The organism is Brevundimonas sp., assembly GCF_016463485.1.
GTDB lineage: Bacteria > Pseudomonadota > Alphaproteobacteria > Caulobacterales > Caulobacteraceae > Brevundimonas.
In genome coordinates, this window is the sequence record NZ_JAEMRD010000024.1 from 1 (window position 1) to 26,047 (window position 26,047).

The following is a 26,047-nucleotide window of genomic DNA, read 5'->3' on the forward strand; positions in this document are numbered from 1 at the left end:
GCTGGCGCATCGCTGCGCTCTGCGAGCCTCAAGCCCTCTCCCGATGGGAGAGGGACATGGAGGGAGAGGGAGCTACCTGAGCCCCACCACCCGCGCCCGGTCGCGGATCGCGTCGTCGATGCGCCAGGGCTCGGTCAGGGCGACCTCATTGGTGAACCGCACCACCGTCCATCCCAGGGCCTCGATCTCGGTCTGACGAAGATGGTCGTTCAGCATGACGTCGTCGCGATCATGCACCCCGCCGTCGATCTCGATCACCAGCCTCAGCGGCACACAGGCGAAATCGACGATCCAGCGGCCGATCTCGTGCTGACGTCGGACCTTGAAGCCCTCGACCGCCCCGCCGCGCAGCCGCGCCCAGACCCGCTGTTCGGCGAGACCGGCGGAGTGGCGAAGATCGCGGGCGCGGGACATGGTTGCAGATTGGACGAGTTTCCCGTTCGGAGGGAAGTGGAAATTGCCAACTGTTCCCTCTCCCGGCGGGAGAGGGCTTGAGCGCCTGAGAGCGCAGCGATCAGGATTGCGCGAAAGGGTGAGGGGCTGGCGGCTCAGTCGGCGTGAGCCGTCGAACGGCCGGGGATACGGCTTACGCCGACTTCAACAGCAGCCCCTCACCCTTTCGGCCAAGACGCATCGCTGCGCTCTGCGGGCCTCAAGCCCTCTCCCGCCGGGAGAGGGGTCAAAAACCTGAATTCCGGCTCGCCCACGGCCCTGAGGTTTCAAACCTCGCGGGTCCAATCCCTTGCGCCACAAGGGATCGCACCGGAAAACACCCCCTCGGACGCGCCCAGGTCCGCGCCGCCCTCATCATGGTCTCGCCCTGCCTTCGGGGCGGCGCGTGGGAGGACGCATCATGGATTGGGATCAGGACACACCCCGGCGCCAGCCGCGGATCGTGGCGCGCGGGGCGTGGAGCCAGGACGAGTATGGGGACACCACCTATTATCCGGAGAACTGCCGGCCCGAAGTGTTTCCGCCCCACGACGACACCGGCGGCGCGCCGGCGAACGGCCTGACCGGCTGGGGCGATCTGGATCACGGGATCGAGCGCAACATGTCGCCGGACGAGGCGGCCCGGGCGACGGGGCAGCGGGGCGGTTATGCCATCCGTTCCGGCGACGTCTGGGACCAGGCGCGGGCCGACTATCTGGCCGGGGACAGTGCCCGGACCGTCTGCGAACGCTATCTGATCAAGCGCGCCACGTTCAGGGACCGGGCCCAGCGCGAGGGCTGGCGGCGCCAGGACCAGCCAGACCCGGATCCGGTCGAGACCCACGCATCGGACGCCCAATCCCTCGGCGCCGGGGCGTTCGACATGGAGGCGGCGCTGGCGGGCCCGGCGCCCGATCCGGCCGACATGGCGGCCCGCGCCCTGATCCACGCCCAGCGCGCCATCGATGCGGGCCGGGCGGCGGAGGCCGCGTCCTGGCTGAGGTCGCATCGCCAGCTGACCCGGATGATCGCCGAGGCCGCCCGCGCTGAGCAGGGGCCGCCCGAGCCCGATCCGCTGGACCTGATCACGCTCAAGATGAAGGCCGTGGGCGAGGTGGCGAAGGCCGCCACGGGCCTGTCGGAGGACAATGCCGCCGGTCACGCCGCCATCACCGGCCTGATCGAAGAACTCAGAAAGATGCCCGTGGGCCGCCCGACGCCCGCCGCCGAAGCGCCGGTTTCGGACCATTCGGACCTTTCGGACCCTGTTTTTCCCGGTGCCGACGACGAAGCCCCGTCGGACGACCCCGTGGCATCGCCCGACGGGGGTCCGGGCCCGGCCGCCGGCACGGGCGACACCGCTTTCCCTCGCTTTTATCGTCCGGATTCCTGTATAGTGGACCCAGTCGCGCGGCCTGATTTGGTCGCGGCCCCACCACAGTCTCCAGCGGGTCCGATGGCCCTGTCGCCATCCTGAGCCACCCGCGTCTTTCGGACCCCTGAATGACCGATCTGCCCGAAACCGCCCGCAACGAAGATACGGCCGAAGAAGCCGCCTACGGCGCGGAATCCATCAAGGTTCTCAAGGGGCTGGACGCCGTGCGCAAACGGCCGGGCATGTATATCGGCGACACCGACGACGGCTCGGGCCTGCATCACATGGTCTATGAGGTGGTGGACAACGCCATCGACGAGGCCCTGGCCGGCCATGCCGACCTGGTCGAGGTGATCCTGAACGCCGACGGTTCGGTCACCGTCACCGACAACGGGCGCGGCATCCCGACCGACATCCATGCCGAGGAAGGCGTCAGTGCCGCCGAGGTCATCATGACCCAGCTGCACGCGGGCGGGAAGTTCGACCAGAACTCCTACAAGGTCTCCGGCGGCCTGCACGGCGTGGGCGTGTCAGTCGTCAATGCGCTCAGCGACTGGCTGAAGCTGAAGATCTACCGCAACGGCAAGCGCCACGAGATGAAGTTCGAGCGTGGCGACACGGTCGAAAGCCTGACCGTCACCGGCGACGCGCCCCTCCGCGAAACGGGCGACAAGGCCGGCCAGCCCCTGTCGGGCACCGAGGTCACCTTCTACCCGTCGGTCACGACCTTCAGCCACATCGACTTCGACCTGAAGACGCTGGAGCACCGTCTGCGCGAGCTGGCCTTTCTGAACTCGGGCGTTGTCATCAAGCTGCGCGACGATCGCGGGGCCGAACCGTTTGAGGAAATCCTGCATTACGAAGGCGGCGTCGAGGCTTTCGTGCGCCACCTGGACAAGTCCAAGACGCCGATCCTGAAGGACGTCATCGTCATTCGCGGCAAGAAGGACAATATCGAGATCGACCTGGCCCTGTGGTGGAACGATTCCTACCACGAGACCATGTTGTGCTTCACCAACAACATCCCCCAGCGCGACGGCGGCACCCATCTGTCGGCCTTCCGCACCAGCCTGACCCGGGTCATGAGCGCCTATATGGAAAGCTCGGGCGCCCTGAAGAAGGAGAAGGTCGCCCCGTCAGGAGAGGACGCGCGCGAGGGCCTGACCTGCGTCCTTTCGGTCAAGGTGCCGGACCCGAAATTCTCTTCGCAAACAAAGGACAAGCTGGTCTCATCCGAGGTCCGCCCCGCCGTCGAGGGCCTCTGCACCGAGGGCCTGTCCCAGTGGTTCGAGGAACATCCGGTCGAGGCCAAGCAGGTGGTCGCCAAGATCATCGAGGCCGCCTCCGCCCGTGAAGCCGCCCGCAAGGCCCGCGACCTGACCCGGCGCAAGTCGGCTCTGGACATCAGCTCCCTGCCCGGCAAGCTGGCCGACTGCCAGGAACGCGACCCGGCCAAGTCCGAACTGTTCATCGTCGAGGGCGACTCGGCCGGCGGATCGGCCAAACAGGCGCGGAACCGCGAGAACCAGGCCGTCCTGCCCCTGCGCGGCAAGATCCTGAACGTCGAGCGGGCCCGGTTCGACCGGATGCTGTCGTCCGAGCTGATCGGGACGCTGATCCTGGCGCTCGGCACCGGCATCGGCCGCGACGACTTCAACGCCGACAAGCTGCGCTATCACAAGATCATCCTGATGGCCGACGCCGACGTCGACGGCGCCCACATCCGGACCCTGCTGCTGACCTTCTTCTATCGCCAGATGCCGGAGCTGATCGAGCGCGGCCACATCTACATCGCCCAGCCGCCCCTCTATAAGGTGTCGAAGGGCAAGAGCTTCCGCTACCTCAAGGACCAGTCCGAGATGGACTCCTACCTGATCGAGGAGGGGTCGTCCGAGGCGTCGCTGGACCTGCCCAACGGCGAGCGCCGCAGCGGTCAGGACCTCCAGGCCCTGGTCCGCGAGGCCAAGGCGTTCAAGGCCTTGGCCGACAGGCTGTCACAGCGCGCGCCCCTGTTCGCCATCGAGCAGTCGGCCCTGGCCGGCCTGTTCGCCGAGGAGGGCGACCATACGGCGTCGGCGGCGGCCTCGGCGACGCGCCTGGATCTCTATGCCGAGGAGGGCGACGGCTCCTGGAGCGGCTTCCCCGGCGAACAGGGGGCCGTGGTCTTCGGCCGTACGCGCCGCGCCGTGAAGGAGAGCGTGGTGCTGGAAGAGGCCCTGATCCGCTCGCTTGACGCGCGACGCCTGGCCGAGCGGGCCCTGGCGTTCGAGGGCGTGTTCGACACCCCCGCCATCTATCGCCGCAAGGACAAGTCCACGACCATCCGGGGCCCCATCGACCTGCTGAACGCCGTGCTGGATGCGGGCAAGAAGGGCCTGGCCATCCAGCGCTACAAGGGCCTGGGCGAGATGAATCCCGAACAGCTGTGGGAGACGACGCTGGACGCCAACGCCCGCACCCTGTTGCAGGTCAAGGTCGACCACGCCGACGACGCCGACGACCTGTTCGCCAAGCTGATGGGCGATGTGGTCGAGCCGCGCCGCGAGTTCATCCAGGCCAACGCCCTGGATGCGGCGGTGGACGTCTAGGGGGTCTCGCCGGTCTCGACATAGTGGACCCAGCGGGCGAACTGGTCGCCCATGACCCCGTCCACGGGTCCGGCGAAAGCGCCGAGGCCCGGGCCCCCGACGGTAAAGGTCATGGCCAGCTTGAGGCCCCGCCCCTCGTTCGCCCAGGTCAGGTCCAGATCAGCCCGGGTCGCCTTGCCCTTGAGCGGACCCAGCGGGGCGTCGATCGCCACGCCGGCCTGCGGGTCCGCCCGGGTCACCCGGCCGTGCTCGAAGATCGTGCCGTCGGCCAGGGCCTCGCACAGGCATCCGCCGACCTGGAGCGGCAGGGTCATGTTGGTTGCCGTGCCCGAATAGGTGTGGGCCCCGTTCCACCAGCGCCCGACCTCTCCCACGGCGACCCAGGCATCGTCCGGCGTCGTCTCTAAGGCGACCTCGTAGCGCAGGACGAAGCCGTCGGCGGTCCGTGACACGACCTCCGCCGATGCGCCGGTCGCCATCAGCATGACCGCCAGTGCGGCCGACAGGGTGCGGATCATGGGCGGTCTCCCTCGCCGTTCATGACGCCGGAACCGGACAACTGCGTCAAGCGCTTGCATCGCGAACGAGCACGGTGCTGTGGTCGCTCTTACCGTCCGCCTGTCCAGGAGCCGCCATGTCCGTTCTCGACCATCCCGCAGGTGAAGGCGTCTGGACCCTGCTTCAGGGGCATATCCGCCACGCCATGTGGCAGCAGGACGAGACCGATGCGGCCGGCGGCGTTATCAGCCGGTTCTGGATCGTCAACCCGCCCGAGGAACTGGTCTACGAGACCTTCGACGAGGCCGAAGCCATGTTCGAGCTGCTGAGCCAGGACGAAGACTGAGCCTGCGCGTCAGACGGCCTCGAAGGCCAGGGGCGCGCCCCAGAACTGGTTGACCATGTCCGACTGCGGCCCGGCCGTGCCGCTGGTCAGGAAGGACCGCCGGCCGGATGACCCCAGGTCGTACTCGGGATGGCGCGCGAAGTACCGCTCCAGCGCGTCCGCCACCGCCGTCGGCTGATGGATCAGGGGCGTACCGGGCGGCAGGGCGCCGGCGAACAGGTCCGCCACGATCTCGTAGTGGGTGCAGCCCAGGATGGCCGTGTCGGGATGGCGACCGATACGTCGGCGCAGGGCATCGACGTGCTCGTCCACCACCACCTTCAGTTCTTCGGTGGTGGCCCCCAGTTCGATCAGACCGGCCAGACCGGGGCAGGGTTCTGAAAAGACCGCCAGGTCCTCGCGCCGCTTGTCGATCTCGATCTCGTAGACCCGGCTGATGGCCGTCGCCGCCGTCGAGAAGACGCCGGTGATGTCGATGGCCTCGACCTTGTCGTCGCGTGCCGTCAGGTCGGCCTCATAGGTCCAGGGCAGGCCGGTCGCCGCCTCGATGGTCGGCACGATGATGCCCAGGACATTGACCGGCCGCCCGTAGCGCGCCTTCTGTTCTGGGATCCAGGTCTGCTGAAGCCGGCGCAGTGCCACGGCCGAGGCCGTATTGCAGGCCAGGACGACCAGGCTGGCCCCGGCGTCGAACAGGGTCTCGCACCCGCCGCGGGTCAGATCGACGATCTGTTCGCCGGTCTTGCCGCCGATCGGCGCATTGGCCTGGTCGGCGAAATAGATGAAGTCCCGATCGGGGAACCGGTTGACCAGTTCGCGGTGGACCGTCAGCCCGCCGACGCCGGAATCGAATACGCCTATCGCCATGCTCGCGCCTTTAGCCGCAGGCGGCCCGGCCGTCCATGACAATGAAAACGGCTCCGCTAACGGCTGCGCTTCCGCGCCGTCGGGTTGGCGCCCGCAAGGGGGAATCAGTTGTGCGAAGGGCCTTGCGATCCGATAGGCCGGTGGGCTATAGACCGCTCCTTCCCGTTCCGGACCCCGCTCGCGGTCAGCCCGGAACCGTCTTGGCGGATGCGTAGCTCAGCGGGAGAGCACCTCGTTGACATCGAGGGGGTCACAGGTTCAATCCCTGTCGCGTCCACCATTCCTTTCAACAACTTAGCATATTTTGGCCTGCGGGCACTGGCCGGAAACTAGCCAGAAACGCTTGCGCGCGGGCGTTGATCGGTCGGTGCGGCGGATGCAACACTTGCTGAGCGTTTGCGTCTTGCCGCCGCCTCTGACGCCTCTCAGGCTATTGGTTCGTGCAGCTGCTCCTGACTCAAAGCTGACCTTGAACCTGTCTGCTCTTGGATGTGGCAAATCCGCTCAACGCGCAGGCCGACAGAATCTTACTCCTTGGTTCCCGGGGCTGGACGAGTGCGTCAACGCCCAGGCCGCGCTGCTCGTAGTGGAGCGGGAAGCGCAGCAGGAGAGGTATCGGCGAGGGTTTGAAATCCAACGCGCCTCAGCTAGCGTTTCACCTTCTTCTCCGGCGGCGGGGCGAGCGATCGTAGAGCCTCACGATCCGGCCCGATCACAGTCCTTTCGGCACGCTGCACCTGAGCTAAGTTGCTGGCTTCGATTTCATCCGCCGTCGCCTCCGCGCTGGACCTGGCCCCCGTCGAACTCGATCCCGGACTCGCTTCTAGGGCCAGCGTCTTGGACAGCGGGATCGTGAAGCCATGAGCGACATCCTTTGCTGGCAGCGGACGATCGCCCAAAACGTAGTAGGCCCCGGCCGGTGCGGTGAGCAGCCTGCAATCCATACTTCTCATGACCGCTGCCACGTCATCCGTCGCGAGCAAGGCGTCCGTCTGGGGCATTGACGGATCGTACGGCTGCAACTCGAGTAGTTTTAGGATCGAACCGTCAATCGTCCTTTGAGGAAGCGACGATAGAATGGGATGCATGTCCACTGGCGGCTTCGATCCGAAACGGCTTTCGAACGCTGTCTCGAACGCAGCGCCATCGGGGTAAGTCTTCACTTCCGAAAGAAAGACCCCGAGTTCCTTAGACAGCTCCACGCTGCGATCCATGGTGGTCGGATGCCGACAGGCGGTCAGGGCGATGAACCAGAGAAGCGCCGACCAGTCCTCGTCGCCGGCGGCGCCGCTGGCCTCAATGTTTCGGAACAGTCGGCTGGCGGTCCCTTCGATCTTCGAGAGGCCGTCTTCGACCGCGTCAGAGGGACGCCACCAACTGTCGAAAAGGGTATAGATCCAGTCGGCGCTCATGACGGAGCCTGCTCCTACCACTTGAACCTGGTCGCCCTGTAAGGCCCAGATGTTGCCGCCCCTATCGGCGAAGGCTTTAAGCCACCAACGTGGGATGAAATGCTGGTTCTGCTTCTCGCTCTTCGGTGGGGTCGGCGCGGATGTCTGGGTCATCTTAGCGGTCTCGGTTGGAATGGGCCCCAACGGGCGGCGGCAGCCTATAAAGGAGCCATGCGACGCCGTCGTGGTTGGAATTGGCGAGTCGATGCCGCACCCTGTTCGGATGACGAATACTCCGATTGCCCTAAAGCGGCGACAAAACCCGCTGCTGGACGAAGCCTCGAAATTCGACCAAGCCATCGCCGCGGTCGAGAAGACCTTCGGGGGGGGCTGGCTGGCAAAGGGGGACACGCCCCTACACCAGCTGTGGCGCCGGACAGATTGGCTCGCGTCGGGCCAGTTGTATCTGCTCGGAGCGGGGATCGTCAGGATGGCGGACCATCCGGCCTTCATCAAGGAGCAGGTCGCGGCGATCCGAAGCGAGGAAAACAGGCGACGTGGGGCGATGTTCGAGCTCGTCGGCGTCCCGTTCTTCGCAGGACAAGCAGGGGTGGTCAGCCCAACGAAACGCCACGCTCGAGGCTATGATGCCGTCGTCGATTTCGAGGGCGCCGGCCAGCTCCATCTGTCGCTCAAGAACTTCGCCGTCACCCACAAGGAGCGTGAGTTTCTCTCGGCTGCGGCACGGCTGGAGAGTCGATTCCTGGATGGCCTGAAGAAATGGAAGCAGCGCGCTTTGGGTCTGGTCGCACTTTCGGAGACCTTCGCAACCCCCCAAGCCTGGAGCGAGCTTTCCGAGGCCGTCGATCACCTCATCGCAAAGGGGCCTGGCGGGATCGATAGGATCGGCCCGTGGTCGGTGCTGGTTCACGACCTGCCACCTGAGTATGGACCGTATTCGGAGCGTCTGCCGAGTTGGCAACTGGTCGTTCACGCCGGCCATGCCCCCAACGAACGTCAAACGGTTGTCGACAAGCTCAGCGGGGGCGCGTCCAACGCCCGCAAACATGCTTCACAAGACGCCGGGGTGGCGAGGGCGCTCTTCGTCCGCCTGCACGAGAACGCCGACCTTGAAAGCTTCGCGACCTGGGCCAGCGAGGCGATCCAGGATACCGATCGCGGTCCCCTCGAAGCCATGATCCTCTATCAGCCGGGTCTGGTAGATGTGACAGCGTCGAACGAGCGCGCAATCAGCCACACCTTCGCGTTCGCTCACAACAGTGCGTTCAGCGCCTGGCGCGCTGGTTCGGCGCAGCGAACGCCGTCGCTGAGCCCGGCGATCGGCTTGGTGAGCCACGAGCCGGCGCAACGCCGGATCGTGTCGGATAAAGGCGAGATTTCGCTTCGCGGCGGCTACTTCCATCAAAGCGGTCGCTACCGGGCTGTCTTGCCGTTCGGGGAGGGCGAGTTCCACCTTCCGTCTCCCGCAGCCGGCATCGTTCGGGAGGTCTTTCTGCAGGACGCGGCGGGCGGCTTCGGTATCGCGCCGATCATCCCGCCCGATGGACGCTTGACCCTATTTGACTGACACCTCTGGAACACGTGCCGGTTGCGGAGGCCTAGCGACTCACACCAGAACTTCGCATCACTGTTAACGGTTAGCCGGCAGCAGACTCGGCATGTCACAATCGGCGAGACGGGTTGGGGGAGATAATATTGAAGACCCTGCCGCGCGTCACAGCTACCGCTGAACAGTTGCCGCTGATCAGTCAGAATCGATTGGGTGTTGAAGTCATCTGCGGTGCCGCCGGCAGCGGAAAGACTTCTACAGCCCTTCTCCGCTTAAGGTCACTATGCCTGATGTTCGCCGCGAGGCACGCACGGTTGGGGCTGCAAGAGCCCGTCCGCGTCCTGGTTCTTACGTTTAACAGAACATTGGCGGGTTACGTAAAAACTCTAGCCGAGACCCAAATTTCAGCCGGCGCGAATGTCAGACTCGAGATCGACACCTTCGGCCGGTGGGCGATGTCGGCGCTTGCCTTCCCAAATGTGCCAACCCAGCGAGTCCGAAATAAGCTTCGGCAACTCGCGGGCCTCATTACAGAATTATCTGCGGATTATGTCGTCAAGGAAGTTGACTACCTTCTTGGTCGCTTCGAGCCCGAGAACTTGGAGGCCTATATCGCGGCCGAGCGAACGGGCCGCGGCGCCATGCCGCGAGTTGATCGCTCTGTGCGTCGACGGCTGCTGGATAACGTGGTCTATCCATACCTCGCCTGGCTCAGCAAACAGGAGATCGCCGATTGGAATACCGTCGCTGTCCGAATGGCTAGGGAAGTTCAACCTATCGGTTATGACGTCGTCATCATTGATGAGAGCCAAGACTTCTCTGCCAATCAGCTCAGAGCAATACGCCGGCACTTAGGGGCCGACCACGCTGTGACTTTTGTCATCGACACTGTTCAAAGGATTTATGCGCGAGGCTTTACTTGGGTCGAGGCCGGGTTCGATGTGCGCCCTGAGCGGGTTCATACGCTGCGCGCGAACCATCGAAACACCGTGGAAATCGCGGCATTCGCGGCGTCGATCCTAAATGGAATTACGCCGGAAGCTGACGGTGTGCTGCCCAACCTCGCAGCTGCTACGAGCAGAGGGCCGCGCCCGAGGGTTCTTCGTGGTCTGTACAATCGTCAGCTCGAGTGGGTGTTGAATTATATCCAAGCGAACGTCGATTTGACGAAAGATTCTGTGGCGTTCCTGAAGCCTCAAGGTGGTCAGTGGTTTGATAACGTAAAGGCCGGTCTGCGTCGTCGCGGACTCCGGTATGTAGAGATAACGCGCGAGGCGGACTGGCCCGAGGGCGATGAGAATGTTGCGTTATCGACCTTTCACTCTGCGAAGGGGCTAGAGTTCGACTACGTCTTCCTTATCGGCTTCAACGAAGAGAATACTCCATACCCAGACGAACAGGTGGATGATGAAGTCTTCGTTCTGAGGAGATTACTAGCCGTCGCTGTCGCGCGGGCTCGGCGTGAAGTTATCGTCGGCTACAAACTAGGCGAACAGTCTCGGCTCACTCAATACTTCGGAGCAGGCACCTACGATGAGATCAGCGTGTGATGATCCAAACCGTTATCGATGAGCGCCAGATTGCCGAGGTGCTGCATTTTACAACTCACCGGGGTCTGGTCGGCACGCTGGCGAGCCATGCACTGAAGTCGCGCTTTCGTCTTCCTCAGGACGCCTATCTCGCGCACATCCTCCATGTGAATGCCGCCGTTCGCCCGGAGGCCAGCGCCTACTTCGACAAGAGCGAGAACTGGCTGGACTATGTGAATCTGTCGATCTCCGAGATCAACCGCCGCTACCTCGATGTTTCGGAAAAATGGCATGCTGGCGGACAGGTCTGGTGGGCGATCCTGAGTTTCGACCCAGTAATACTGACACACGATAACGTCGTTTTCGCCACAACAAACAATTCATATGATCAGTGCGTCAGAGCCGGCGGTGCCGATGGCCTCTCGGCATTGTTCGCGCCAACTATCCATCGAAAGAAGCCGAGCTGGCGAGCATTCAGAGGTCTTCGAGCGGCGGAGCTGACAACGTGTGAGCAAGCCGAGGCGCTTTACCCTGGCGAAGTTTCCACGGATTTCCTGCGTCGCATCTACGTGCGTGAGGAGGAGTATCAGGATCAGGTCGCTGGCTGGCTGGAAGAGTTTGGCTTGCAGGACGTCGAGATTGTATGGTCTCCACAGAAGTTCATCGGGAAACGAAATTGAACGCCGCGATCCCTTCCACTGAACGCTCGCGGTCTTCGGCCGACCGGACAGAAGCGGTTGTCAGGTCAGCCCTCTGGGCGGCGGCCGGAGATGCGCTCGGCTGGATTACAGAACTGTCTCGCGGTGAAGCGGGCGTCGCTCATCGCACCGGCTCGAAAACAGTCTCTGAGCCTGTCGATTGGCAGCGGATGATTGGCGGCCGGTTGGGGCCACGCGTGCATCTGCCAGCCGGAACCTACTCAGACGACACCCAGCTTCGGCTGTCGGTGTCCCGCTCGATCCGAGGAGACGGGAATTTCGACGTCGAAGCATTCGCCAAGGTCGAGGTCACGATTTGGCCGAGCTATGCCCTAGGTGCCGGCCTAGGCACGAAAGCGGCTGCAGCCCATCTCGCACGGCGCAGCGTCAACTGGTTCTCGAACTTTTTCGACAGCGCGGGTCAGACGTACATCAATGGTGGTGGGAACGGTGCCGCCATGAGGATCCAGCCCCATGTTTGGGCAGGATCTGGTTCCGACGACACTATGATCGATGTCCTCCGGAACGCGATCGTAACCCACGGTCATCCTCACGGCTTCTGCGGTGCGGTTTTCCACGCCCGCTGCGTCTCACACGCGCTCATCCATGGAGCCGTTCCGGGGCCAGAAGATTGGGCTCGCTTTGTCAAAGAGTTCGATGACATCCCGCGACTGATTTCTGCAGATTCACAACTGGCCGCGTTCTGGTTGTCGGCGTGGGAGGGCGCCGGAGGGAGATCGCTCCAGCAAGCGATCGCTGAACTCCAGAATGAGGCGATCAAGGACGTCCGCGTGGTGAGCGGCAAGCCTTCCGGCGCGCCGGATCGCGATTATCTCGCCGCTTTGGACCGGACCGGCTGCCTATCGCAGCGCTTCCGGGGATCGGGCCAGAAGACTGCGCTCGCGGCCGCCGTCTTGTGTTGGCTTTTCCGAGACAGGCCGCTTGCGGAGGCGTTGGTCGTTGCCGCAAACGCACTTGATAGTGACACCGATACGATCGCAACCATGGCTGGGGCGATTGGCGGTTGTGTAAGCCCATTAGAGCCTGACTGGTCCGTTCAAGATAGAGACTACATTACCCGAGAGGCTCGTCGGCTCGCCGCGATTTCCGCGGGCACACCGCAAGATAGCTTCACCTATCCCGACCTTGTTCACTGGACGCCCCCCACCAAGCAGACGGCGGTGGTTGGCGTGACCGCTCGTGGTCTTGCGATGATCGGGCTTGGTGAGATCGAGCCGATCGGTCCTGAGTACCCAGCCGGGGACGCGGTCTGGCAGTGGTGCATGCTTCCGTTCGGCCAGACCGTGTTGGCCAAGCGGAAGGCTTCGTTGAAGGATGAGGTAAAACCATCGCAGTTACCGGGGACCCGCCAGGCGGCGCGCCCCAATCGAGTTGTGGAAGCTCAGGAGTCGCGAACACGCAATTTGTTCGACCAGCAGCCGCCCCTTCAAAGGCCCAGCGAGCAGACTCGACCTTCGCCAGTAAAAGAATTGTCCGGGCTCGATTACTGGACAGACATCGTCATTCAAGGCGAGTTCGAAGATCGGCTCATAGGCCGCACGTTCAATCGAATTCTTGAGGAAACGCAGTCGGCAGATGTTGTTGTCGCGTTCGCCGCAATCATTGCGAAGGCCAAGCTCGCTCGTGAGCGCCGCCGCCGTGGCTAGGAGCCTCCAATCTGCACGGTGATCATTTGACCGATCTCTGGAGCATCGCGGGCGAAGAGTGCGATCTCGGATATCGCAATCTGCGAGCGGGAGCGTATGACGACGAGCGTGAGATCAGAGCCGAGCTCAGCGCGCTGTGGCAGCGTTACGGGCCTTATGCAGACACAGATTTCGTCGCTGGGTTTGCACAGGATCCCGACGCCAGATTCTGGGAAATGTACCTGGGCTGTCGCTTGCTAGACGCTGGGAAGGCGCTTCGTCCTACGGTGGAGCGCTTGCGCGAAGGTGGGCAGCCTGACCTCTGCGTCATAGATGGAGATCGCAGAATCTGGATCGAGGCGATCGCTCCGGGGCCGGGCGATGACGGACCAGATCAGGTTCGGGGACCGGTTCCCATTAACGAGGGTGGTGGCGTCGGCGTTTTCCCTGGACGGCAGGCCGAGCTGAGGATGACCAGCGCCCTATGGACCAAGCACCAAGCCATGGCGCGCTACGCTGCCCAAGGTCTATTCGGTGCGGACGATCTCCGCATCATTGCGATCAGCGCGGGTCGCTTTGGTTTGTATGCGTCTGATCGACCACTACCAACGATATTGAGCGCCGTTTATCCCTTTGGAGACCAACTCGTGACACTCAACGAGGAAGGCGAGGTTGTTGGTGGCGGTTATGAATACGCCCCACGCATTGGGCGGAAGGGGGGCGATGTGCCGCGCACCGCTTTCTTGGATCCTCGATTCTCGGAACTGGCCGGAGTGGTTTGGTCTAGAATTTCGATTGGCCAGATGTCTCGGGCTCAGAGGCCTCTTAGCTTCGTTCATAACCTATCTTCAGTTCGCCCCCTCCACGATGGTTGGGGCTGCTGGGATAGAGAATGGAAGGCTCGTTTCGAAGGCGCTACCCTCTCTGTTTCCGACATCTTGCTGGCGTAAGACTCTATTGTTTTGAAGGACGCCCGGTCGAGCCCTAAGCCATAAACTCCCGTTTTCGCTTTCATGGCATCGAGAGATAGGTTGAGAACATCGACGTCGTCTGCCTTGACTGCGCTGTGGTGCTGTGTACCGGGCCGACGTGGCCCACGGTGCACCTCGTCTGCCGCCCGTGAAGAAAGTCGGAAGGGTTTCGCTTGATCGTCGACGCAGGCCAAGACTGATCCATCGAAATCGGCTCCTCGTGCTGAACATGTCCGCCAACGAGGAAAAGACGGCAGCTGATGTCACGCATGCCTGTCGCCTCCTAGAGCCATGGGACCGAACGATTCCTGCGACGCCCCAGGTCTTCAATAGCAACCACATCAAGATCGCTGACCGCGGCTTCAGCCCGTAGCTCGGCGCATCTGCGCGCCGCACAAGAATAATCGCCCGCAAGCATACTAGCGCAGAACGTGTCGGCTCTCGCACGTCAATGTCAGATGCTGGTATCACGGATCTTGACAATGTCAGATAGTTCGAGCGACAGTGTTATCACTGGAGATCTACGATGAGTGATGGGCCGTACCGCACCCTAGATATGAGCAAGACGTGGAAGAGCTTGGCCAAGATCGCCGAGAACTCCGCGCATACGGTCACGGAGGTCGCGGAGGCGTTTCGCCCTCCTCTGGTCGAAGAGTGGAAATCGATCCGTGCAGACTTCGCCGAAGCGGTAAAGACCGCGCTCGGCGATGACGATCGTGGCCGCCTCTTTCCCGAGATCGCTGTCTCCGAAACCAAACGTCTGCGCGCGCAAGCCAGCAATCCGATGGAGGCTTTACTGGCGGACCACGCCCACGACCAAGCGCGCGACGCTAAGCTTGGCGCGGCCGCCTACGAGAAGAGCATCGAACATTTCCTCGAGGACCGGGCGATCCGAGGTGCCCGGCAGATGGAGGAACACTACCACCGCGAGCGTTCGCCGGACGCCGGGCGTCTGCGCAACCACCTTGCGGCGGCGATCACCTCTGGGGAACTGGCGCAACTGGCATCGGGTCTCGCGAGCGGAGCACGGCACCGCGCCCTGACCGCGAAGGCGGACCGCAGCGGCCTGGATGAAGGAGTAGCCCTGTGACCGCGCTCAATATCATCGGCGAGCAGCCGACCTTCTTGGTGGACGTTCTCGAGCCAGGCGTGACCGTTCGCAATGGCTCGTCCGCCGCCGTTATCGGTGAGGTGATCGAACTCGACACCGAGGGGCTCGAGAACTATTTCTTCGCGGATTGGAATCCGACGCTGATCGATCTGCTTGTGGTCGCCGGCGCCGCTGAGTTCTGCGACGCAGTCAAACGGCGTCCGCTGCGCCAGTGGAGCCGCCACTTCGACCTACGCGTCGCCGTGCACGATCCTGGGCTTTGGAACAGCGAAGCGGTCAAAGCCGCGCTCGAAAACGCCCTCGGCTACCTGACTGGCGATGTCTGGCGGTTTACCTTCATGCCGCGTCGCAAAGCAGTCGAGCGGCGGAACTCCACTCTCGACCTCGCGGGTGGCGTCACCACCATCATGCCTTATAGTGATGGTCTAGATTCCCGTGCCGTGCATGCGCTCGTGGCGGCGAAAGAGGGCGCGGCAGGCCTCGTGCGTGTCCGACTCGGCTCGGGCGGCGTCGATCAGCCCCGCAGCAAGAGGAAGAGGCAGCCCTTCGCCATCGTGCCGTACAAGGTGAACTCCAGCGAACGTGTCGAGACTTCCGCGCGCTCGCGTGGCTTCAAGTTCGCCGCCGTGACCGGCATCGCTGCCATCCTGGCCAAGGTCAGACGGATCGTCGTCACCGAGAGCGGGCAGGGCGCCTTCGGGCCGATGCTCGCGGTCAGCGGCCAGATCTACCCCGATTATCGTGTTCATCCGACCTTCTCGCGTCGCATGGAACGACTTCTGTTGGCCCTGACCGGATGGGCTGTCAGCTACGACTATCCTCGGCTGTTCAGCACCAAAGGCGAAACACTCCGGGCCGCGGACGCCCTTGCGCAACCGCCGAGCTGGCATGACACCCGCTCCTGCTGGCAGCAATCGCGGCAGACCGGGTTCGACGGCAAACGTCGCCAGTGCGGTGTTTGCGCCGCCTGTATGTTGCGTAGGGTCAGTATGCTGTCGGCTGGCATTGACGAGCCTGCCAGTGCTTACGTTTGGGAACGCCTGTCGGCCGAGGAGTATGAGGACGGCGTCGTCGACGGGTTCGTCAAGCTCACCCCGGCGCTGCGGGCATATGCCGTCGCGGGCGTACTTCACATGGACCACTTGGCGGACTTGGTGGAATCGCCTCTACACGCGCGTCAGCTTCAGCGTGCCGCACGGGATGCCGCTGAAGCCCTAAGTAGCGACCCGATACAGGTAGAAGAGCAGTTGCGTATGATGTTGGAGCGGCACGCCGAGGAATGGCGCGCCTTCAGGAAGGCCCTCGGGCCCCGATCGTTCGTGTCGCAACTCGCAAGCGCGCGATCATGACCGACGATCTCACCCAAGAAGAGATCGGCGAGCGCCTACGCCTCGCCCGCGAGGCGGCACGTATAACCCAAGCCGCCGCGGCAGAAACTCTTCAGATCGCTCGGACAACCGTGGTAGCCATCGAACAAGGACAGCGCCGGCCCCGCCTTGATGAACTGCAAAGGTTCGCTGCCGCTTACAGCGTATCGGTCAACGCCCTACTGCGGCGCGAAGCGGTGCAGATCGATCTCAAGCCGCGCTTCCGCCGCACCGGCGAGCCTGATGCGGCAGTTGATGGGGCGGTAGAGCTGCTAACCACCCTAGTCCAAGCCGAGCTGGAGCTCGAGGCTCTGCTAGGTGTGCAGCGTGTTCGCAACGACCCGCCCGAGCGACCTCTGTTACCAGGAAATGTGGTTCTTCAAGCCGAGCAGGATGCGGCCGAACTTCGCCATTGGCTCGGGATAGGGACCGGGCCGGTCCAGGACATCGTCTCGGTTCTGGAGTTCCAGCTGGGCGCGCGAATCTTCACCCGCAGATTGCCGCCAAAGATCTCCGGCCTCTACGCCTTCGACGACATCGCTGGTGCCTGCATTCTGTTGAACGCGTCGCATCCCAAAGATCGCCGAGCGCAGACCGCCGCGCATGAACTCGGTCACTTCGTCTCAACCCGGAAGCATCCAGACGCTCTGTATGCGGGGTCGCCCGAAAGCAGCCGCGAGGAGAGATACGCCATCGCTTTCGCCAAGGCCTTGCTCACCCCAGCCCGCGCCGTGATGGCCCAATTCAAGTCGGTCACCGTCGGCGCGACTCAGCTCACCCGGCGCCACGTTATTGTGATGGCTCACCTGTTCGGCGTCTCGCGCGAGGCCATGGTTAGACGGCTGGAGGAGATCGGACTGACTAAGGCCGGAACCTGGGACTGGTTCGCCAACAACGGCGGCATCACCGACGAGCAGGCGCGGCAAGTTCTTGGGGAGGCGATCTCGTCCGATGAGGGACGCGTAGACGCCGCTCGACCGGTGTCGATGCGGGTCGGCCTGTTGGTAGGAGAGGCGTGGGCCAAGTCGCTGCTCAGCGAAGGTCAAATCGCCCGACTTCTTCAGCTTGATCGGGTCGACGTGAGAGCTCTGATCAATGCTTATCAGGACGAGGAGGTCGGCCGCGACGACTCACCTCGGCTCCTAGGCTGAGGCGACGCGCATGAGAATCGCGGACGCAAGTGTTTGGATTAATCTCATTGCCACCGAGCGCGCGCATGTCATCCTTAGCGCCACGTCGGTTCCCTTGCGCATAACTGACGTGGCGCTGGCCGAGTTGGAGCGCGGTCGATCAAAGGGACGCCAGGCCGCCGACGAAATGGCGGGGCTGCTCCACATGGGTCTGACCGAGGTCGTGGCTCTTGCGGCCGAGGATGAGGCGCTGTTCCTTTCTCTTGTAAGCGGCGCTGCAGCCGAAACCCTCGACGACGGCGAGGCCGCCACCCTAGCCTGCGCTTATAGGCTAGGCGCAGGCGCGTTGATCGACGAGCGAAAGGCCACCCAGATCGCTGCGAAACGTTTCGAAACGCTCACGGTCCTTTCAACAGTGGATCTGCTCTTGTCACCCGAGGTCCGCAGCGCCTGCGGTGAGGACCTCGGCGACGTACTGTTCGCCGCTTTGACCGGTGCCCGAATGTGTGTGCCTGACCATCATGCAGATGAGATAGTGCGAGTCGTGGGTGCCGAACGCGCCATGAGATGCCATAGTTTACCGGCGCGAGTGCGGCGGCCCGCGGGTTGACGGCGGCCGGAAAACAAAGCTGGTGGCACCGACGCGCGGTTAAGACAGTCTGGGCGCCTGCCAGTGCCGCCGTACGGGTTTGATCGAGCGGGCGGCTGAGGCAGTGCCGGAGAGATCTAAACTTTAGTGACGCTCAGCCGGCCGACTGACATGCCTTCAGATCGGAACCATTCCCGCGGATCAGGTCGTGCCGACATGGAAGGTTAGTAAGCCGTGCGGCGCTATGCGCCGCTCCCAACGAGCGAGCAGAACTCCGATACTGATCGTCGAAGCTCAGGTGCGCGGCAGCCGTCTCGTGCCCGGTCCGACAAGCCGCGCGCGAAGATCGTTAGCATTGCTGCCGTGACCTTCGTCTTGTGCCCCGGCAGCCAAGTCTGAAGCGCGGCAAATAATGCGGTTTCATAGTCACCCCGGCGCTCTATCAGGCGCGAGGTAAGCGTGCTCTGTTCGCCTAGGGCGGCGACAGTCCCGCTCAGGATCATGCAGCCTTTCGGTGATCCAGTTTTCGTGAGGCGCCTGATAAGATTTTCGAGCAGGCGGTCGACGCCCTCCGACAGGCTCGGCGCGTTCGTAAGAGCCGACATGTCGAGGAAGGATACTCCCCGTTCGAAAGCGTCGATCGTCTCCAAGTACAGCTGAGCCTTGTTGCCGAAGGCTGCGTAGATGCTGGGCTGGGATAAGGACATCGCCTCCCCCAAATCCCGCATCGAAGTAGCGTCGTACCCGAGCAGCCAGAAGCGCTTCATCGCTTCGCCCAGCGCCTTCTCACGATCGAACTGTCGAGGTCTGCCGCGGGGCCCTCTGATTTCCATAGCGATCGCTCAATATGCCAGCTGCCCCACCGACAGCTATACCAAGCGATCGCTACAGAAGGGTTAGCAACCGGACTGTGCTATCTGTAACGACTGCTAAGCAAAAGTCGGTGCGCCCGACGCTCTATGTGGATCACTCGCTACAAAAGCCCATCCGGATGTCGACGTCTGGAATCGTTGGCTCCGTTGACTGGGCGTGGCCGCAGGCTGGGACAGTAGTCGGCTGAACTCGGCCAGCCGACCAAGTTGTTATGCAGAGTTTCCAGCCGCCAGCTCGCGGCACTCTTCGATCAGCTCTTCGATCGTGCCCTCCCACGGTACGTAGCCGTTCGTCAGCTCGACCGTGTCGAACCCGGCCGCCTTCGCTAGCTCAGCGAACTGGATCAACGCACCGGAGTATACCTTCTGGAAGAGCGACGCGGCCACTTCGGGCGGGTTGTACGTGACATCGAAGTCCGGACCGCTCACCAGCGCCACGATCTCGCCGGGATGGCGTGAAGCAAAGCAGAAGTAGATGGGCAGATCGAAGGTGATCATCTCACCTGCGCTGGCGGTGACCAGGGGCTTACCGTCGATGTTCAGCGCTCGGAACGTCCAACGGCCATAACTACCCTCCTTCACGGCTTGGTGCAGGCCTTCACGGCCGTTGAGCATGACAATGTTGCCGGCTTCAGGCGTATCGAAAGGAATGGGGTACGGCGCTCCGGGCACGTGAGCGGGGCTGGCCTTATTGGTGTTGTTCGTAGTCATGGAGTTGACCTTGGAATGCAGCCGAGCAGAACGGCCTGCGTGGTTTGGATGTGGGGCGAGATGGCCGGGGACTCTGCGGGAGCACAGGATCGCCGGCCCCCGTCAGACGGGACGGGTCGGGCGCTTGACCAGGATCTGGTGTGACGCGAACTCAAACTTTTGAGGACGCTGCCACGTGATGCAATGACTGCGCAGGACGCCGTAGGCTTCTGCGACAGCGTCGGCATTGAACAGGGCCAGCCCGATCACCGAGGGACAGCCCTGCACCTCGAACTGCACGTGACGCGGGATCGTCAGGTGACTGGCGCTGCGGGGGGTGAGGTCGACAATCTGACGAATGTAACCGGGATGCTCCAGCTCGACCGAGCCAACCCCGTCAGGGTCTGGCAGCTTGACGAGCAGACCAAGATACAGCGGGTTCGAAAACGCTCCAGCCCGCTTAGCGGCTGCGGTCGGTGCCATTTCGGCGTTGAACGGGCTGCTCTTCCAAGGCCCCATCGGCGATGGCGGGTGGCCGAAGCTTGGCGTGGTGCGGCTCATATAGGTGATCCTTCTAATAGGGGTGTTTGGTGGTGAAGCCAGCGTCGCCTCACACGTCGGACAGGTGTGCGTCAGCCTGAGACTGCTTGAGACAGTGTGCGTCAGTTCGAAATCGTCGCTTCTCCTAAGCCATTGAAAATATTCGCCTCTGCCGGACTGGAATTGACCCCGAAAACTTTTTCCCGGGCTGCGTCGGGGGGCCAGTCAACCGGCTGATTTCGAAAGATTTTAAGGCTGCGCTTCTCGCTTCTGGCGGCAGCCGTCGGACTCGATGTCGGACTCTCGTCGGACAGGGGTGTCCGCCGGAGCTGGCGAGTGCGTTTTGGAGGTCGTGCGGCCTCGCTGCCCCAAGGGACGGCGCGAAGGCATCGGCGCCTGCGATGGCGACCTCGCCCACGCTGATGGAACAACAGGCGGTATCGATCTAAAGGTCAGGCAAAGCGTCGGCGCTGCACATCAGGTCGAAAGCGGGACGGCTCGGGAGGCCATCTTCGTGCTCTCGGTCAGGCATCGATCATGGTGATCACGACTGAGCCCCTGGCATCGACCACCAATGCCGGGACCACGGACGGAACCCCGCTTCGAGTCACCACGCAGGCGTCTATCAAAATCGCGCCTGAGCCTTGGGTCAGCCGCCGGGGGAGGACGTTCGCGACACAATGCGTTCAGTCAGGCTCTGCGATAGGGCCAGGCGCATTGGCGAAACGCAGGCCGGGCCCCGACGCATCGGCGTGCAGGAATGTGACTCCCATCGCCTCGAGCGTCGCAACCAAGCGCTCGGCATTAGCCGCTGTCAGGACTTGCATGCCGCCGGCCTCCGCGCGGCGCACCGTGTTCACGCCCAGCCCGGCTTCTTTCGCCAGGGCCTCGACTGACAGCCCGAGCCCGGCACGCGCCGCAAGGAGCTGCACTGTCGTGGGCGAAAAATTACCATGTGGGCGGTTATTGACCATCAGGTTCCGACATGCTAGCTGGATGTCACTGGGCACTTTTCGCCCATATGGGCAAAAGGAGCCTTCACACTATGACGTCTACCTATCTGATTCAACCCGCCCGTGCGATGCGCGATCACGCCCGCATGCTGCCCGAGACTGGCGGCGTCTACGCCATGCTGCTGGATAACCCCGAGGCGTTGGAGCCGGCGCTGCGCCGCGCCAGCCTGAAGCTCGATCCGTTGCGCCTGGGCAAGCGCGCCATCCTTTACCTGGGTGCCACGGAAGACAGCCTGCGCACCCGCGTGAAGTGCCATCTGTCGGACGACACCTGCATCTCGACCTTTCGCATGTCCTTGGGAGCGGTGCTGGCCGAGGAACTCGGCCTCGTCGTCTGGCCTCGCCCTGGCGAGCGTTACTTCGGCTTCGAACGCGAGAGCGAGCTGAAGCTGAGCGCCTGGGTCCAAGCTAACGTCTCGGTGGCGGCACGCGTGTCGCGCCACGCCATGAAGATTGAGAAGGCCCTGATCGCCAGCCGCCACCCGGCCCTCAACATCAAGTTCCGCAATGACCGCCAAGGCGCCGAAGTCTTGATGCTGATGCGCGAGCGCATGCGCGGCCTGCCCATCGACCGCGCGAGCCTGAACTGATGAGCGACGCCGAGCCGCAAGACCTGGCTGCCGCACAGCGGCTGACAACGGCGGAAGTCATGGCGCTGGCGCGAATCTCGCGGGCGACACTGTGGCGTCGTGTGGCGAGCGGGCGTTTGCCGACCCCGATCGATCATGGTCGTCAGTCGCTGTTCGCACGCCTCGCCGTCATCGCCGCTCTGACGAAGGAGCCGGTGCCGATGTCGCACACGCTGGAAACCGAGCGTCGACTGGCGGCGCTTCGCCGCCGTCGTCACAAAGGGGGTTGATTTTGGGAAAAACACAGAATAGACACTCGGATTCATTCTGGGAAAAACACGGAATGGAAGGAGTTTTGCAACAATCTGGAGGTCATATGATCAAGAACTACGGTACGTGTGTGGGTGTCCGCCATCGCTTGGACGGGACATCTCAGTTCCGCTTTGCGGTGCGCCGCAACTGCCCCAAGGGCTGGAAGAAGACCATCCCGATTCTGGTCGACGGCCGCGACAGCGTTGTCCTCGAGCAGATGACGGCCGCGCAGGAAGCGCAGGTCGAACAGCGTGCCGACGAGCTCTTTCGCCAGCTGGAAGCCATGCGGGCCGGTGAGTTCGCTCCCAACGATACTGTGCCCCCCAAGATTGAACGCTCCTGGGAGCATCTGATCGAGCTGCGTCGGGAACTGTCCTGGGAAGACCTGAAGCCGGCCAGCAGGCGCACCTATGCCTCGACACAAAAGACCCTGCTCAAGATGTTTGGCGGAGATCCTTCGTTGGCGCCGTCGGTCGTGGTGGAATCCCAGACTGACAAAATCATCAAGGCTCGCCTCAAAAGCCCTCACCAGCGCAAGAAGGCGTTCCAAGAGCTCAGCGTTCTCATTCGTAAGGCTATCCGTGAGGGCTGGCGCTCTGCGGGGATGGAAGTTGCCTCTAAGTCCCGGATCCCTGATGCACCTATCCGCCTGTGGTCGCCTGGTGAGCTGCACTGCGCGGTCACCGCCGCCATCCAGACGGGTGAGCGCGGCCTGGCTCTTTTGATGATCTCGCAGTGGGAGATCGGCCAACGCCTGCAGAGTGTGCGCAACTTCCGCTACGGGACCCACTACAAGAATGGTGTGTTCCGCTACCGCTGCGTCAAGGGTGAACGCCCGATCGAAATCGAGATCCTCAACCGTTCCGCCCGTCGCGTGCTCGACGACAACTATCGTGAGGGCGAATGGATGTTCCCCAAAGGCGACACGGGCAAACCCTTCACCGGGCCCGAGTTGTCGAAGGCCTACACCCGTATCCGCAAGAGCGTTCCAGGCTTCGATCAGAAGCTTCAGCTTCGTCAGCTGCGTCACACGGTCATCTGTGAACTGGCCAAGGCGGACTGCAACGCGCTGGAAATCTCAACCATCACCAGCCACGACATCGATACCGTTCACCGTACGCTGAAGCACTACTTCGTGAACAACACCGAGATGGCGCGTCACGCCATGGAGAAGCGCGAACGTCGTCGTCTGGACAACGTCACTGGCATGAATGGCGAGTTCATCATCGAAGCCACGCGCCGCATTTTCATCGGAGACAGACCTAAGTCCGAAGTCCCGACTCCGCTTGTGGAAACAACGTACTATGAAGCGTAGCGAAAACCGGCCGCATCACCCGGGTCGTTACTGCGTAAGCTTCCTCCGTGGGGCTACGGCCCGCCGGACGACCGGCGGGATGGTAGCTCACGGTGATTCCTTGCCGATCAGGCGCCTCGGACCGCCAGATTATCTGGATGCTCGCGCTCAAGCGGGGTCGCCGAAGATCCAATTCGGCCTGGAACCGTCCCGTCGGCATCACGTCCTTCTCGCCGGTGCTTGGGTGCAGAAGAGGCGCCAACTCGATCAAGGCGGCCACTGCGTCCAGAAGTCTCGCAGCGGTTGTGACTGGGCGCAACACGTCGGGGAGCGGGTCGTGTTCCCCGAACGGAGACCCTTTCCGGGTCGCTCTGCCAAATCGCTTCAGATCCGCAAGGACCTGCACTTGGGCGATCGCGTCGGGGGAAGCATCTGCCAGCCCGTACAGGCCCAGCAACAGGGCGGCGGCGTCCAATGCCGTCATCTCGGCTGCGCCTCGGCCGCGCTTGGTGGTTTGGATCAGGCCGGCCTCGCGCAGGGTTCTGGCGACGTGATCAATCGTACCGCGGGGGCGATCATCGCAAAGCGTCAGAGCGTCGATCAAAGCGGGCAGGCGGGCCATCTCGTCTCCAGTGATCACACCGTTAATTCTGCGTTTTTCCCAATATTCGGACTCTGTGTCCAGAGGCTTTCCAATGAAAGGCATTCCCATGCGTGACTATGAAACCTACCACCTGTCGTGCCTGCTCGACACGCGTCTCCCGTCCGGTCCTGGCGACCTGATTATCAGCCTGCGCGAAACCGTCTTCACCACCGAGGGCGGCCCCGACCACATCGTTCTGTTGGAAGCCGGCACGCTCCTCTACGTCGAGGCCGCCGCGCCGTCTCTGGCGGATGCCGTTAAGCGTCATCTGTTCGGCACGGTGAAAACCTCCGAGTTCCGTATGCCGCTGGGTCTGTCGCTGCGCCTGTCCGACCCTGAGACGGGCGCAGCGACCGTTGAGACGGAGGCGATGATCAGCCGCTGGCTGTCCAAAAACACCGTGGCGTCCATTCGCGTCCACAGCCGCAAGCCGCCGGCGGCCGAGACGCGCTACGGCTGGTACAACGCCGAGCGTTATATCCAGACGATCAAGAAACGCCGTGGCCGGGGCAAGTGAAGAGTGAGCCCCTTCACAGCGCTCCTCCGCCCGTACGCCCAGGCCGGAGCCAGTTTCGGCCAGACCCGCGCGACTGGGGCGACGACGAGCCACTCACCCTGGTCGAAGCGGTGGCGGTCTTCTTCCCCGACGGACCACTCACGCTCTCTTCGCTGCGCAACGAAATCCGTAAAGGCCATCTGCGCGCAGCGAAAGTCGCGGGCCGGCTCTTCGTCACGCCCGCCAGCCTGCGTGGCTTGTTCGAGCTGCACCAGTGGGTAGGCCGGCAAAAGGCGCACGCCTCTACCTTCGCGACGGCCGTATCGACCCGAAATCAGGACGGGTGGTCGCCGCCGTCTACTTCATCCGAGACGGTCAGAAAAACATCAGCACAGGCTGCGGCCCGGAGCGCCTTGAAGACGCTCAAATCGCGCTCGCCGAATACGTAACGGCGCGCAAGGCCGCGTCGCGTGCGACCGATCGCGCCCAACACCCTGAGGAGGTGCTGGTCGACGAAGTGGTTGCTCTCTATGCCCGCGAGAAGGCTCCCAAGGTCGCCGACCCGGGCTCGGCCAGCGCGCGCCTGACGGCCATCCTCGACTGGTGGGGCGGCAAAACACTGGGCGAGATTCGCCGCAGTAGCTGCCAGGCGTATGTTGCGCATCGGTCGAGCCAGCCGATCAAAACGTTCAAGGATCCATCGCGCGCGCGTCTGGTGACCCCCGCCGGCGCGCGCCGCGAACTTGAGGATCTGTCGGCCGCCGTCACTTACTGGGCCGCCGAATATCCTCTGACGCGCAAACCGGAGTTCACCTATCCCGCGGCGATCCTTGGCTCGCGCGACGCGCTAAGCCGCAACCAGGTCGCCGCTCTCCTGCGCGCCGCGCGTGGCTGGCGGCTGGTCAACGGGCGCTGGCGCGAGACGGCGATGTCGACCCGGTCCAACCGCGCTCATCTCGTCCGGTTCGTCTTGATGGGCATCTATACCGGCACCCGTCCCGGCGTTTTGCCCAAGCTGCGGTGGACGCCATCGGACGACTGCGCATGGGTCGATCTGGACAAGGGCTGGATCTACCGGCGCGGCCGCAAGGAGGCCGACCACCCTACCAAACGGCGGCCGATGTGCCGGATCCCAAAGCGCCTTTTGCGCCATATGCACCGCTGGCGCCGTCAGGACGACGCCTTGAACCTCCAGCGCGCAAAGGCGGGCCTGCCGTCGATCGAGACCGTGCTGCATCACGGCGGTCGCGCCATCCGCGGACGCATCCGCAAGGGCTTCCACGGGATCGTCGCCGACGCAGGCCTGCCTGATGCGGTGACCCCGCACTGGCAGCGGCATACCGCGGCGACCTGGCTGATGGAGGCCGATGTCCCGCTGCGCCGCGCCGCTCAATATCTCGGCATGACGCCGCGGACTTTGGAGAAGGTCTACGGCCATCACCGTCCGGACTACCAATCCGACGTCAGCGCCGCTTTCGAGCGCTCAGGCCGCCGCGCCGCCTGACCCACC

Annotated in this window: 26 protein-coding genes and 1 tRNA gene; 19 read left to right on the plus strand and 8 right to left on the minus strand. The window is 63.3% G+C overall.

Annotated features, from left to right (window positions below; all coding sequences use genetic code 11):
* Positions 1-72: 72 nt before the first annotated feature.
* A complete protein-coding gene (locus JHC99_RS05740; protein WP_292152501.1) occupies positions 73-414 on the minus strand; it encodes an endonuclease domain-containing protein in 342 nt (113 codons plus the stop codon).
* A gap of 439 nt (positions 415-853) precedes the next feature.
* Here JHC99_RS05740 and JHC99_RS05745 point away from each other — a divergent pair, with 439 nt between their 5' ends.
* Both JHC99_RS05745 and gyrB read left to right on the plus strand, forming a co-directional pair.
* Positions 854-1,909 carry a hypothetical protein gene (locus JHC99_RS05745; protein WP_292152502.1) on the plus strand — a complete coding sequence of 352 codons (1,056 nt, stop codon included), beginning with the start codon at positions 854-856 and terminating at the stop codon, positions 1,907-1,909.
* A 26-nt stretch (positions 1,910-1,935) separates the two neighbouring features.
* Positions 1,936-4,395: a DNA topoisomerase (ATP-hydrolyzing) subunit B gene (gene gyrB / locus JHC99_RS05750; protein ID WP_292152503.1), complete on the plus strand. Its 2,460-nt coding sequence runs from the start codon at positions 1,936-1,938 to the stop codon at positions 4,393-4,395.
* On the opposite strand, the gene JHC99_RS05755 is transcribed toward gyrB, so the two are convergent.
* Entirely contained in the window at positions 4,392-4,913 is a 522-nt protein-coding gene (locus JHC99_RS05755; RefSeq protein ID WP_292152504.1) for a hypothetical protein, read from the minus strand. The genes gyrB and JHC99_RS05755 overlap by 4 nt on opposite strands.
* 116 nt (positions 4,914-5,029) lie before the next feature.
* Here JHC99_RS05755 and JHC99_RS05760 point away from each other — a divergent pair, with 116 nt between their 5' ends.
* Positions 5,030-5,239, plus strand: a complete 210-nt coding sequence (locus JHC99_RS05760) for a hypothetical protein (protein WP_292152505.1) — start codon at positions 5,030-5,032, stop codon at positions 5,237-5,239.
* A gap of 9 nt (positions 5,240-5,248) precedes the next feature.
* On the opposite strand, the gene JHC99_RS05765 is transcribed toward JHC99_RS05760, so the two are convergent.
* Complete coding sequence (locus JHC99_RS05765) at positions 5,249-6,106, minus strand: aspartate/glutamate racemase family protein (protein WP_292152506.1); 858 nt, start codon at positions 6,104-6,106, stop codon at positions 5,249-5,251.
* Between the two features lie 205 nt (positions 6,107-6,311).
* Here JHC99_RS05765 and JHC99_RS05770 point away from each other — a divergent pair.
* A tRNA-Val gene (locus JHC99_RS05770) sits at positions 6,312-6,386 on the plus strand.
* Between the two features lie 367 nt (positions 6,387-6,753).
* On the opposite strand, the gene JHC99_RS05775 is transcribed toward JHC99_RS05770, so the two are convergent.
* On the minus strand, positions 6,754-7,671 hold the full coding sequence (locus JHC99_RS05775; RefSeq protein WP_292152507.1) for a DUF4238 domain-containing protein: 918 nt from the start codon (positions 7,669-7,671) through the stop codon (positions 6,754-6,756).
* A gap of 109 nt (positions 7,672-7,780) precedes the next feature.
* Between JHC99_RS05775 and JHC99_RS05780 the strand changes: the two genes are divergently transcribed.
* The 9 genes from JHC99_RS05780 (at position 7,781) to JHC99_RS05820 (ending at position 18,129) form a co-directional block, all read left to right on the plus strand.
* Positions 7,781-9,085 carry a hypothetical protein gene (locus JHC99_RS05780; RefSeq protein WP_292152508.1) on the plus strand — a complete coding sequence of 435 codons (1,305 nt, stop codon included), beginning with the start codon at positions 7,781-7,783 and terminating at the stop codon, positions 9,083-9,085.
* A gap of 128 nt (positions 9,086-9,213) precedes the next feature.
* Positions 9,214-10,617 (plus strand): 3'-5' exonuclease, encoded by a 1,404-nt coding sequence (locus JHC99_RS05785; RefSeq protein WP_292152509.1) that lies wholly within the window; start codon positions 9,214-9,216, stop codon positions 10,615-10,617.
* On the plus strand, positions 10,617-11,276 hold the full coding sequence (locus tag JHC99_RS05790; RefSeq protein ID WP_292152510.1) for a DarT ssDNA thymidine ADP-ribosyltransferase family protein: 660 nt from the start codon (positions 10,617-10,619) through the stop codon (positions 11,274-11,276). Before JHC99_RS05785 ends, JHC99_RS05790 begins: the two co-directional genes overlap by 1 nt.
* On the plus strand, positions 11,273-12,961 hold the full coding sequence (locus JHC99_RS05795) for an ADP-ribosylglycohydrolase family protein (RefSeq protein WP_292152511.1): 1,689 nt from the start codon (positions 11,273-11,275) through the stop codon (positions 12,959-12,961). The genes JHC99_RS05790 and JHC99_RS05795 overlap by 4 nt, the downstream gene beginning before the upstream one ends.
* A gap of 26 nt (positions 12,962-12,987) precedes the next feature.
* Positions 12,988-13,890 (plus strand): hypothetical protein, encoded by a 903-nt coding sequence (locus JHC99_RS05800; RefSeq protein ID WP_292152512.1) that lies wholly within the window; start codon positions 12,988-12,990, stop codon positions 13,888-13,890.
* A 598-nt stretch (positions 13,891-14,488) separates the two neighbouring features.
* Entirely contained in the window at positions 14,489-15,001 is a 513-nt protein-coding gene (locus JHC99_RS05805; protein WP_292152513.1) for a hypothetical protein, read from the plus strand.
* Positions 14,998-16,371, plus strand: a complete 1,374-nt coding sequence (locus JHC99_RS05810; RefSeq protein ID WP_292152514.1) for a 7-cyano-7-deazaguanine synthase — start codon at positions 14,998-15,000, stop codon at positions 16,369-16,371. Before JHC99_RS05805 ends, JHC99_RS05810 begins: the two co-directional genes overlap by 4 nt.
* Positions 16,368-17,540 carry an XRE family transcriptional regulator gene (locus tag JHC99_RS05815; protein WP_292152515.1) on the plus strand — a complete coding sequence of 391 codons (1,173 nt, stop codon included), beginning with the start codon at positions 16,368-16,370 and terminating at the stop codon, positions 17,538-17,540. Before JHC99_RS05810 ends, JHC99_RS05815 begins: the two co-directional genes overlap by 4 nt.
* Before the next feature lie 10 nt (positions 17,541-17,550).
* The gene (locus JHC99_RS05820; protein ID WP_292152516.1) at positions 17,551-18,129 is read left to right on the plus strand and encodes a hypothetical protein; all 579 of its coding nucleotides are present in this window, start codon (positions 17,551-17,553) and stop codon (positions 18,127-18,129) included.
* Positions 18,130-18,350: 221 nt separating this feature from the next.
* On the opposite strand, the gene JHC99_RS05825 is transcribed toward JHC99_RS05820, so the two are convergent.
* The 4 genes from JHC99_RS05825 to JHC99_RS05840 form a co-directional block, all read right to left on the minus strand.
* The gene (locus tag JHC99_RS05825; RefSeq protein WP_292152517.1) at positions 18,351-18,875 is read right to left on the minus strand and encodes a TetR/AcrR family transcriptional regulator; all 525 of its coding nucleotides are present in this window, start codon (positions 18,873-18,875) and stop codon (positions 18,351-18,353) included.
* A 315-nt stretch (positions 18,876-19,190) separates the two neighbouring features.
* Entirely contained in the window at positions 19,191-19,691 is a 501-nt protein-coding gene (locus JHC99_RS05830; RefSeq protein ID WP_292152518.1) for a hypothetical protein, read from the minus strand.
* A 102-nt stretch (positions 19,692-19,793) separates the two neighbouring features.
* Positions 19,794-20,231, minus strand: coding sequence for a hypothetical protein (locus tag JHC99_RS05835; protein ID WP_292152519.1), 438 nt, complete (start codon positions 20,229-20,231; stop codon positions 19,794-19,796).
* A 665-nt stretch (positions 20,232-20,896) separates the two neighbouring features.
* On the minus strand, positions 20,897-21,184 hold the full coding sequence (locus JHC99_RS05840; RefSeq protein ID WP_292152520.1) for a helix-turn-helix transcriptional regulator: 288 nt from the start codon (positions 21,182-21,184) through the stop codon (positions 20,897-20,899).
* 71 nt (positions 21,185-21,255) lie between these two features.
* On the opposite strand from JHC99_RS05840, the gene JHC99_RS05845 reads away from it, so the two are divergent.
* The 6 genes from JHC99_RS05845 to JHC99_RS05870 all read left to right on the plus strand — a co-directional run bounded on the left by JHC99_RS05845 (position 21,256) and on the right by JHC99_RS05870 (position 26,041).
* On the plus strand, positions 21,256-21,813 hold the full coding sequence (locus JHC99_RS05845) for a GIY-YIG nuclease family protein (protein ID WP_292152521.1): 558 nt from the start codon (positions 21,256-21,258) through the stop codon (positions 21,811-21,813).
* Positions 21,813-22,082, plus strand: coding sequence for a helix-turn-helix domain-containing protein (locus JHC99_RS05850; protein WP_292152522.1), 270 nt, complete (start codon positions 21,813-21,815; stop codon positions 22,080-22,082). Before JHC99_RS05845 ends, JHC99_RS05850 begins: the two co-directional genes overlap by 1 nt.
* A gap of 86 nt (positions 22,083-22,168) precedes the next feature.
* On the plus strand, positions 22,169-23,419 hold the full coding sequence (locus JHC99_RS05855; RefSeq protein WP_292152523.1) for a hypothetical protein: 1,251 nt from the start codon (positions 22,169-22,171) through the stop codon (positions 23,417-23,419).
* 385 nt (positions 23,420-23,804) lie between these two features.
* The gene (locus JHC99_RS05860) at positions 23,805-24,116 is read left to right on the plus strand and encodes a hypothetical protein (protein ID WP_292152524.1); all 312 of its coding nucleotides are present in this window, start codon (positions 23,805-23,807) and stop codon (positions 24,114-24,116) included.
* Entirely contained in the window at positions 24,094-24,558 is a 465-nt protein-coding gene (locus tag JHC99_RS05865) for a hypothetical protein (protein ID WP_292152525.1), read from the plus strand. Before JHC99_RS05860 ends, JHC99_RS05865 begins: the two co-directional genes overlap by 23 nt.
* 322 nt (positions 24,559-24,880) lie before the next feature.
* Positions 24,881-26,041 carry a tyrosine-type recombinase/integrase gene (locus JHC99_RS05870; protein WP_292152526.1) on the plus strand — a complete coding sequence of 387 codons (1,161 nt, stop codon included), beginning with the start codon at positions 24,881-24,883 and terminating at the stop codon, positions 26,039-26,041.
* Positions 26,042-26,047: the final 6 nt, after the last annotated feature.

Excerpts from the sequence above, each read along its gene's own strand:
- JHC99_RS05760 (WP_292152505.1), top strand. The coding sequence starts at position 5,030 with ATGTCCGTTCTCGACCATCCCGCAGGTGAAGGCGTCTGGACCCTGCTT.
- JHC99_RS05740 (WP_292152501.1), bottom strand. The coding sequence starts at position 414 with ATGTCCCGCGCCCGCGATCTTCGCCACTCCGCCGGTCTCGCCGAACAG.
- JHC99_RS05815 (WP_292152515.1), top strand. The coding sequence starts at position 16,368 with ATGACCGACGATCTCACCCAAGAAGAGATCGGCGAGCGCCTACGCCTC.
- JHC99_RS05835 (WP_292152519.1), bottom strand. The coding sequence starts at position 20,231 with ATGAGCCGCACCACGCCAAGCTTCGGCCACCCGCCATCGCCGATGGGG.
- JHC99_RS05845 (WP_292152521.1), top strand. The coding sequence starts at position 21,256 with ATGACGTCTACCTATCTGATTCAACCCGCCCGTGCGATGCGCGATCAC.
- JHC99_RS05780 (WP_292152508.1), top strand. The coding sequence starts at position 7,781 with ATGACGAATACTCCGATTGCCCTAAAGCGGCGACAAAACCCGCTGCTG.
- JHC99_RS05865 (WP_292152525.1), top strand. The coding sequence starts at position 24,094 with ATGAAAGGCATTCCCATGCGTGACTATGAAACCTACCACCTGTCGTGC.
- JHC99_RS05755 (WP_292152504.1), bottom strand. The coding sequence starts at position 4,913 with ATGATCCGCACCCTGTCGGCCGCACTGGCGGTCATGCTGATGGCGACC.
- JHC99_RS05745 (WP_292152502.1), top strand. The coding sequence starts at position 854 with ATGGATTGGGATCAGGACACACCCCGGCGCCAGCCGCGGATCGTGGCG.
- JHC99_RS05765 (WP_292152506.1), bottom strand. The coding sequence starts at position 6,106 with ATGGCGATAGGCGTATTCGATTCCGGCGTCGGCGGGCTGACGGTCCAC.
- JHC99_RS05830 (WP_292152518.1), bottom strand. The coding sequence starts at position 19,691 with ATGACTACGAACAACACCAATAAGGCCAGCCCCGCTCACGTGCCCGGA.
- gyrB (WP_292152503.1), top strand. The coding sequence starts at position 1,936 with ATGACCGATCTGCCCGAAACCGCCCGCAACGAAGATACGGCCGAAGAA.
- JHC99_RS05820 (WP_292152516.1), top strand. The coding sequence starts at position 17,551 with ATGAGAATCGCGGACGCAAGTGTTTGGATTAATCTCATTGCCACCGAG.
- JHC99_RS05850 (WP_292152522.1), top strand. The coding sequence starts at position 21,813 with ATGAGCGACGCCGAGCCGCAAGACCTGGCTGCCGCACAGCGGCTGACA.
- JHC99_RS05790 (WP_292152510.1), top strand. The coding sequence starts at position 10,617 with ATGATCCAAACCGTTATCGATGAGCGCCAGATTGCCGAGGTGCTGCAT.
- JHC99_RS05775 (WP_292152507.1), bottom strand. The coding sequence starts at position 7,671 with ATGACCCAGACATCCGCGCCGACCCCACCGAAGAGCGAGAAGCAGAAC.
- JHC99_RS05855 (WP_292152523.1), top strand. The coding sequence starts at position 22,169 with ATGATCAAGAACTACGGTACGTGTGTGGGTGTCCGCCATCGCTTGGAC.
- JHC99_RS05840 (WP_292152520.1), bottom strand. The coding sequence starts at position 21,184 with ATGGTCAATAACCGCCCACATGGTAATTTTTCGCCCACGACAGTGCAG.
- JHC99_RS05825 (WP_292152517.1), bottom strand. The coding sequence starts at position 18,875 with ATGAAGCGCTTCTGGCTGCTCGGGTACGACGCTACTTCGATGCGGGAT.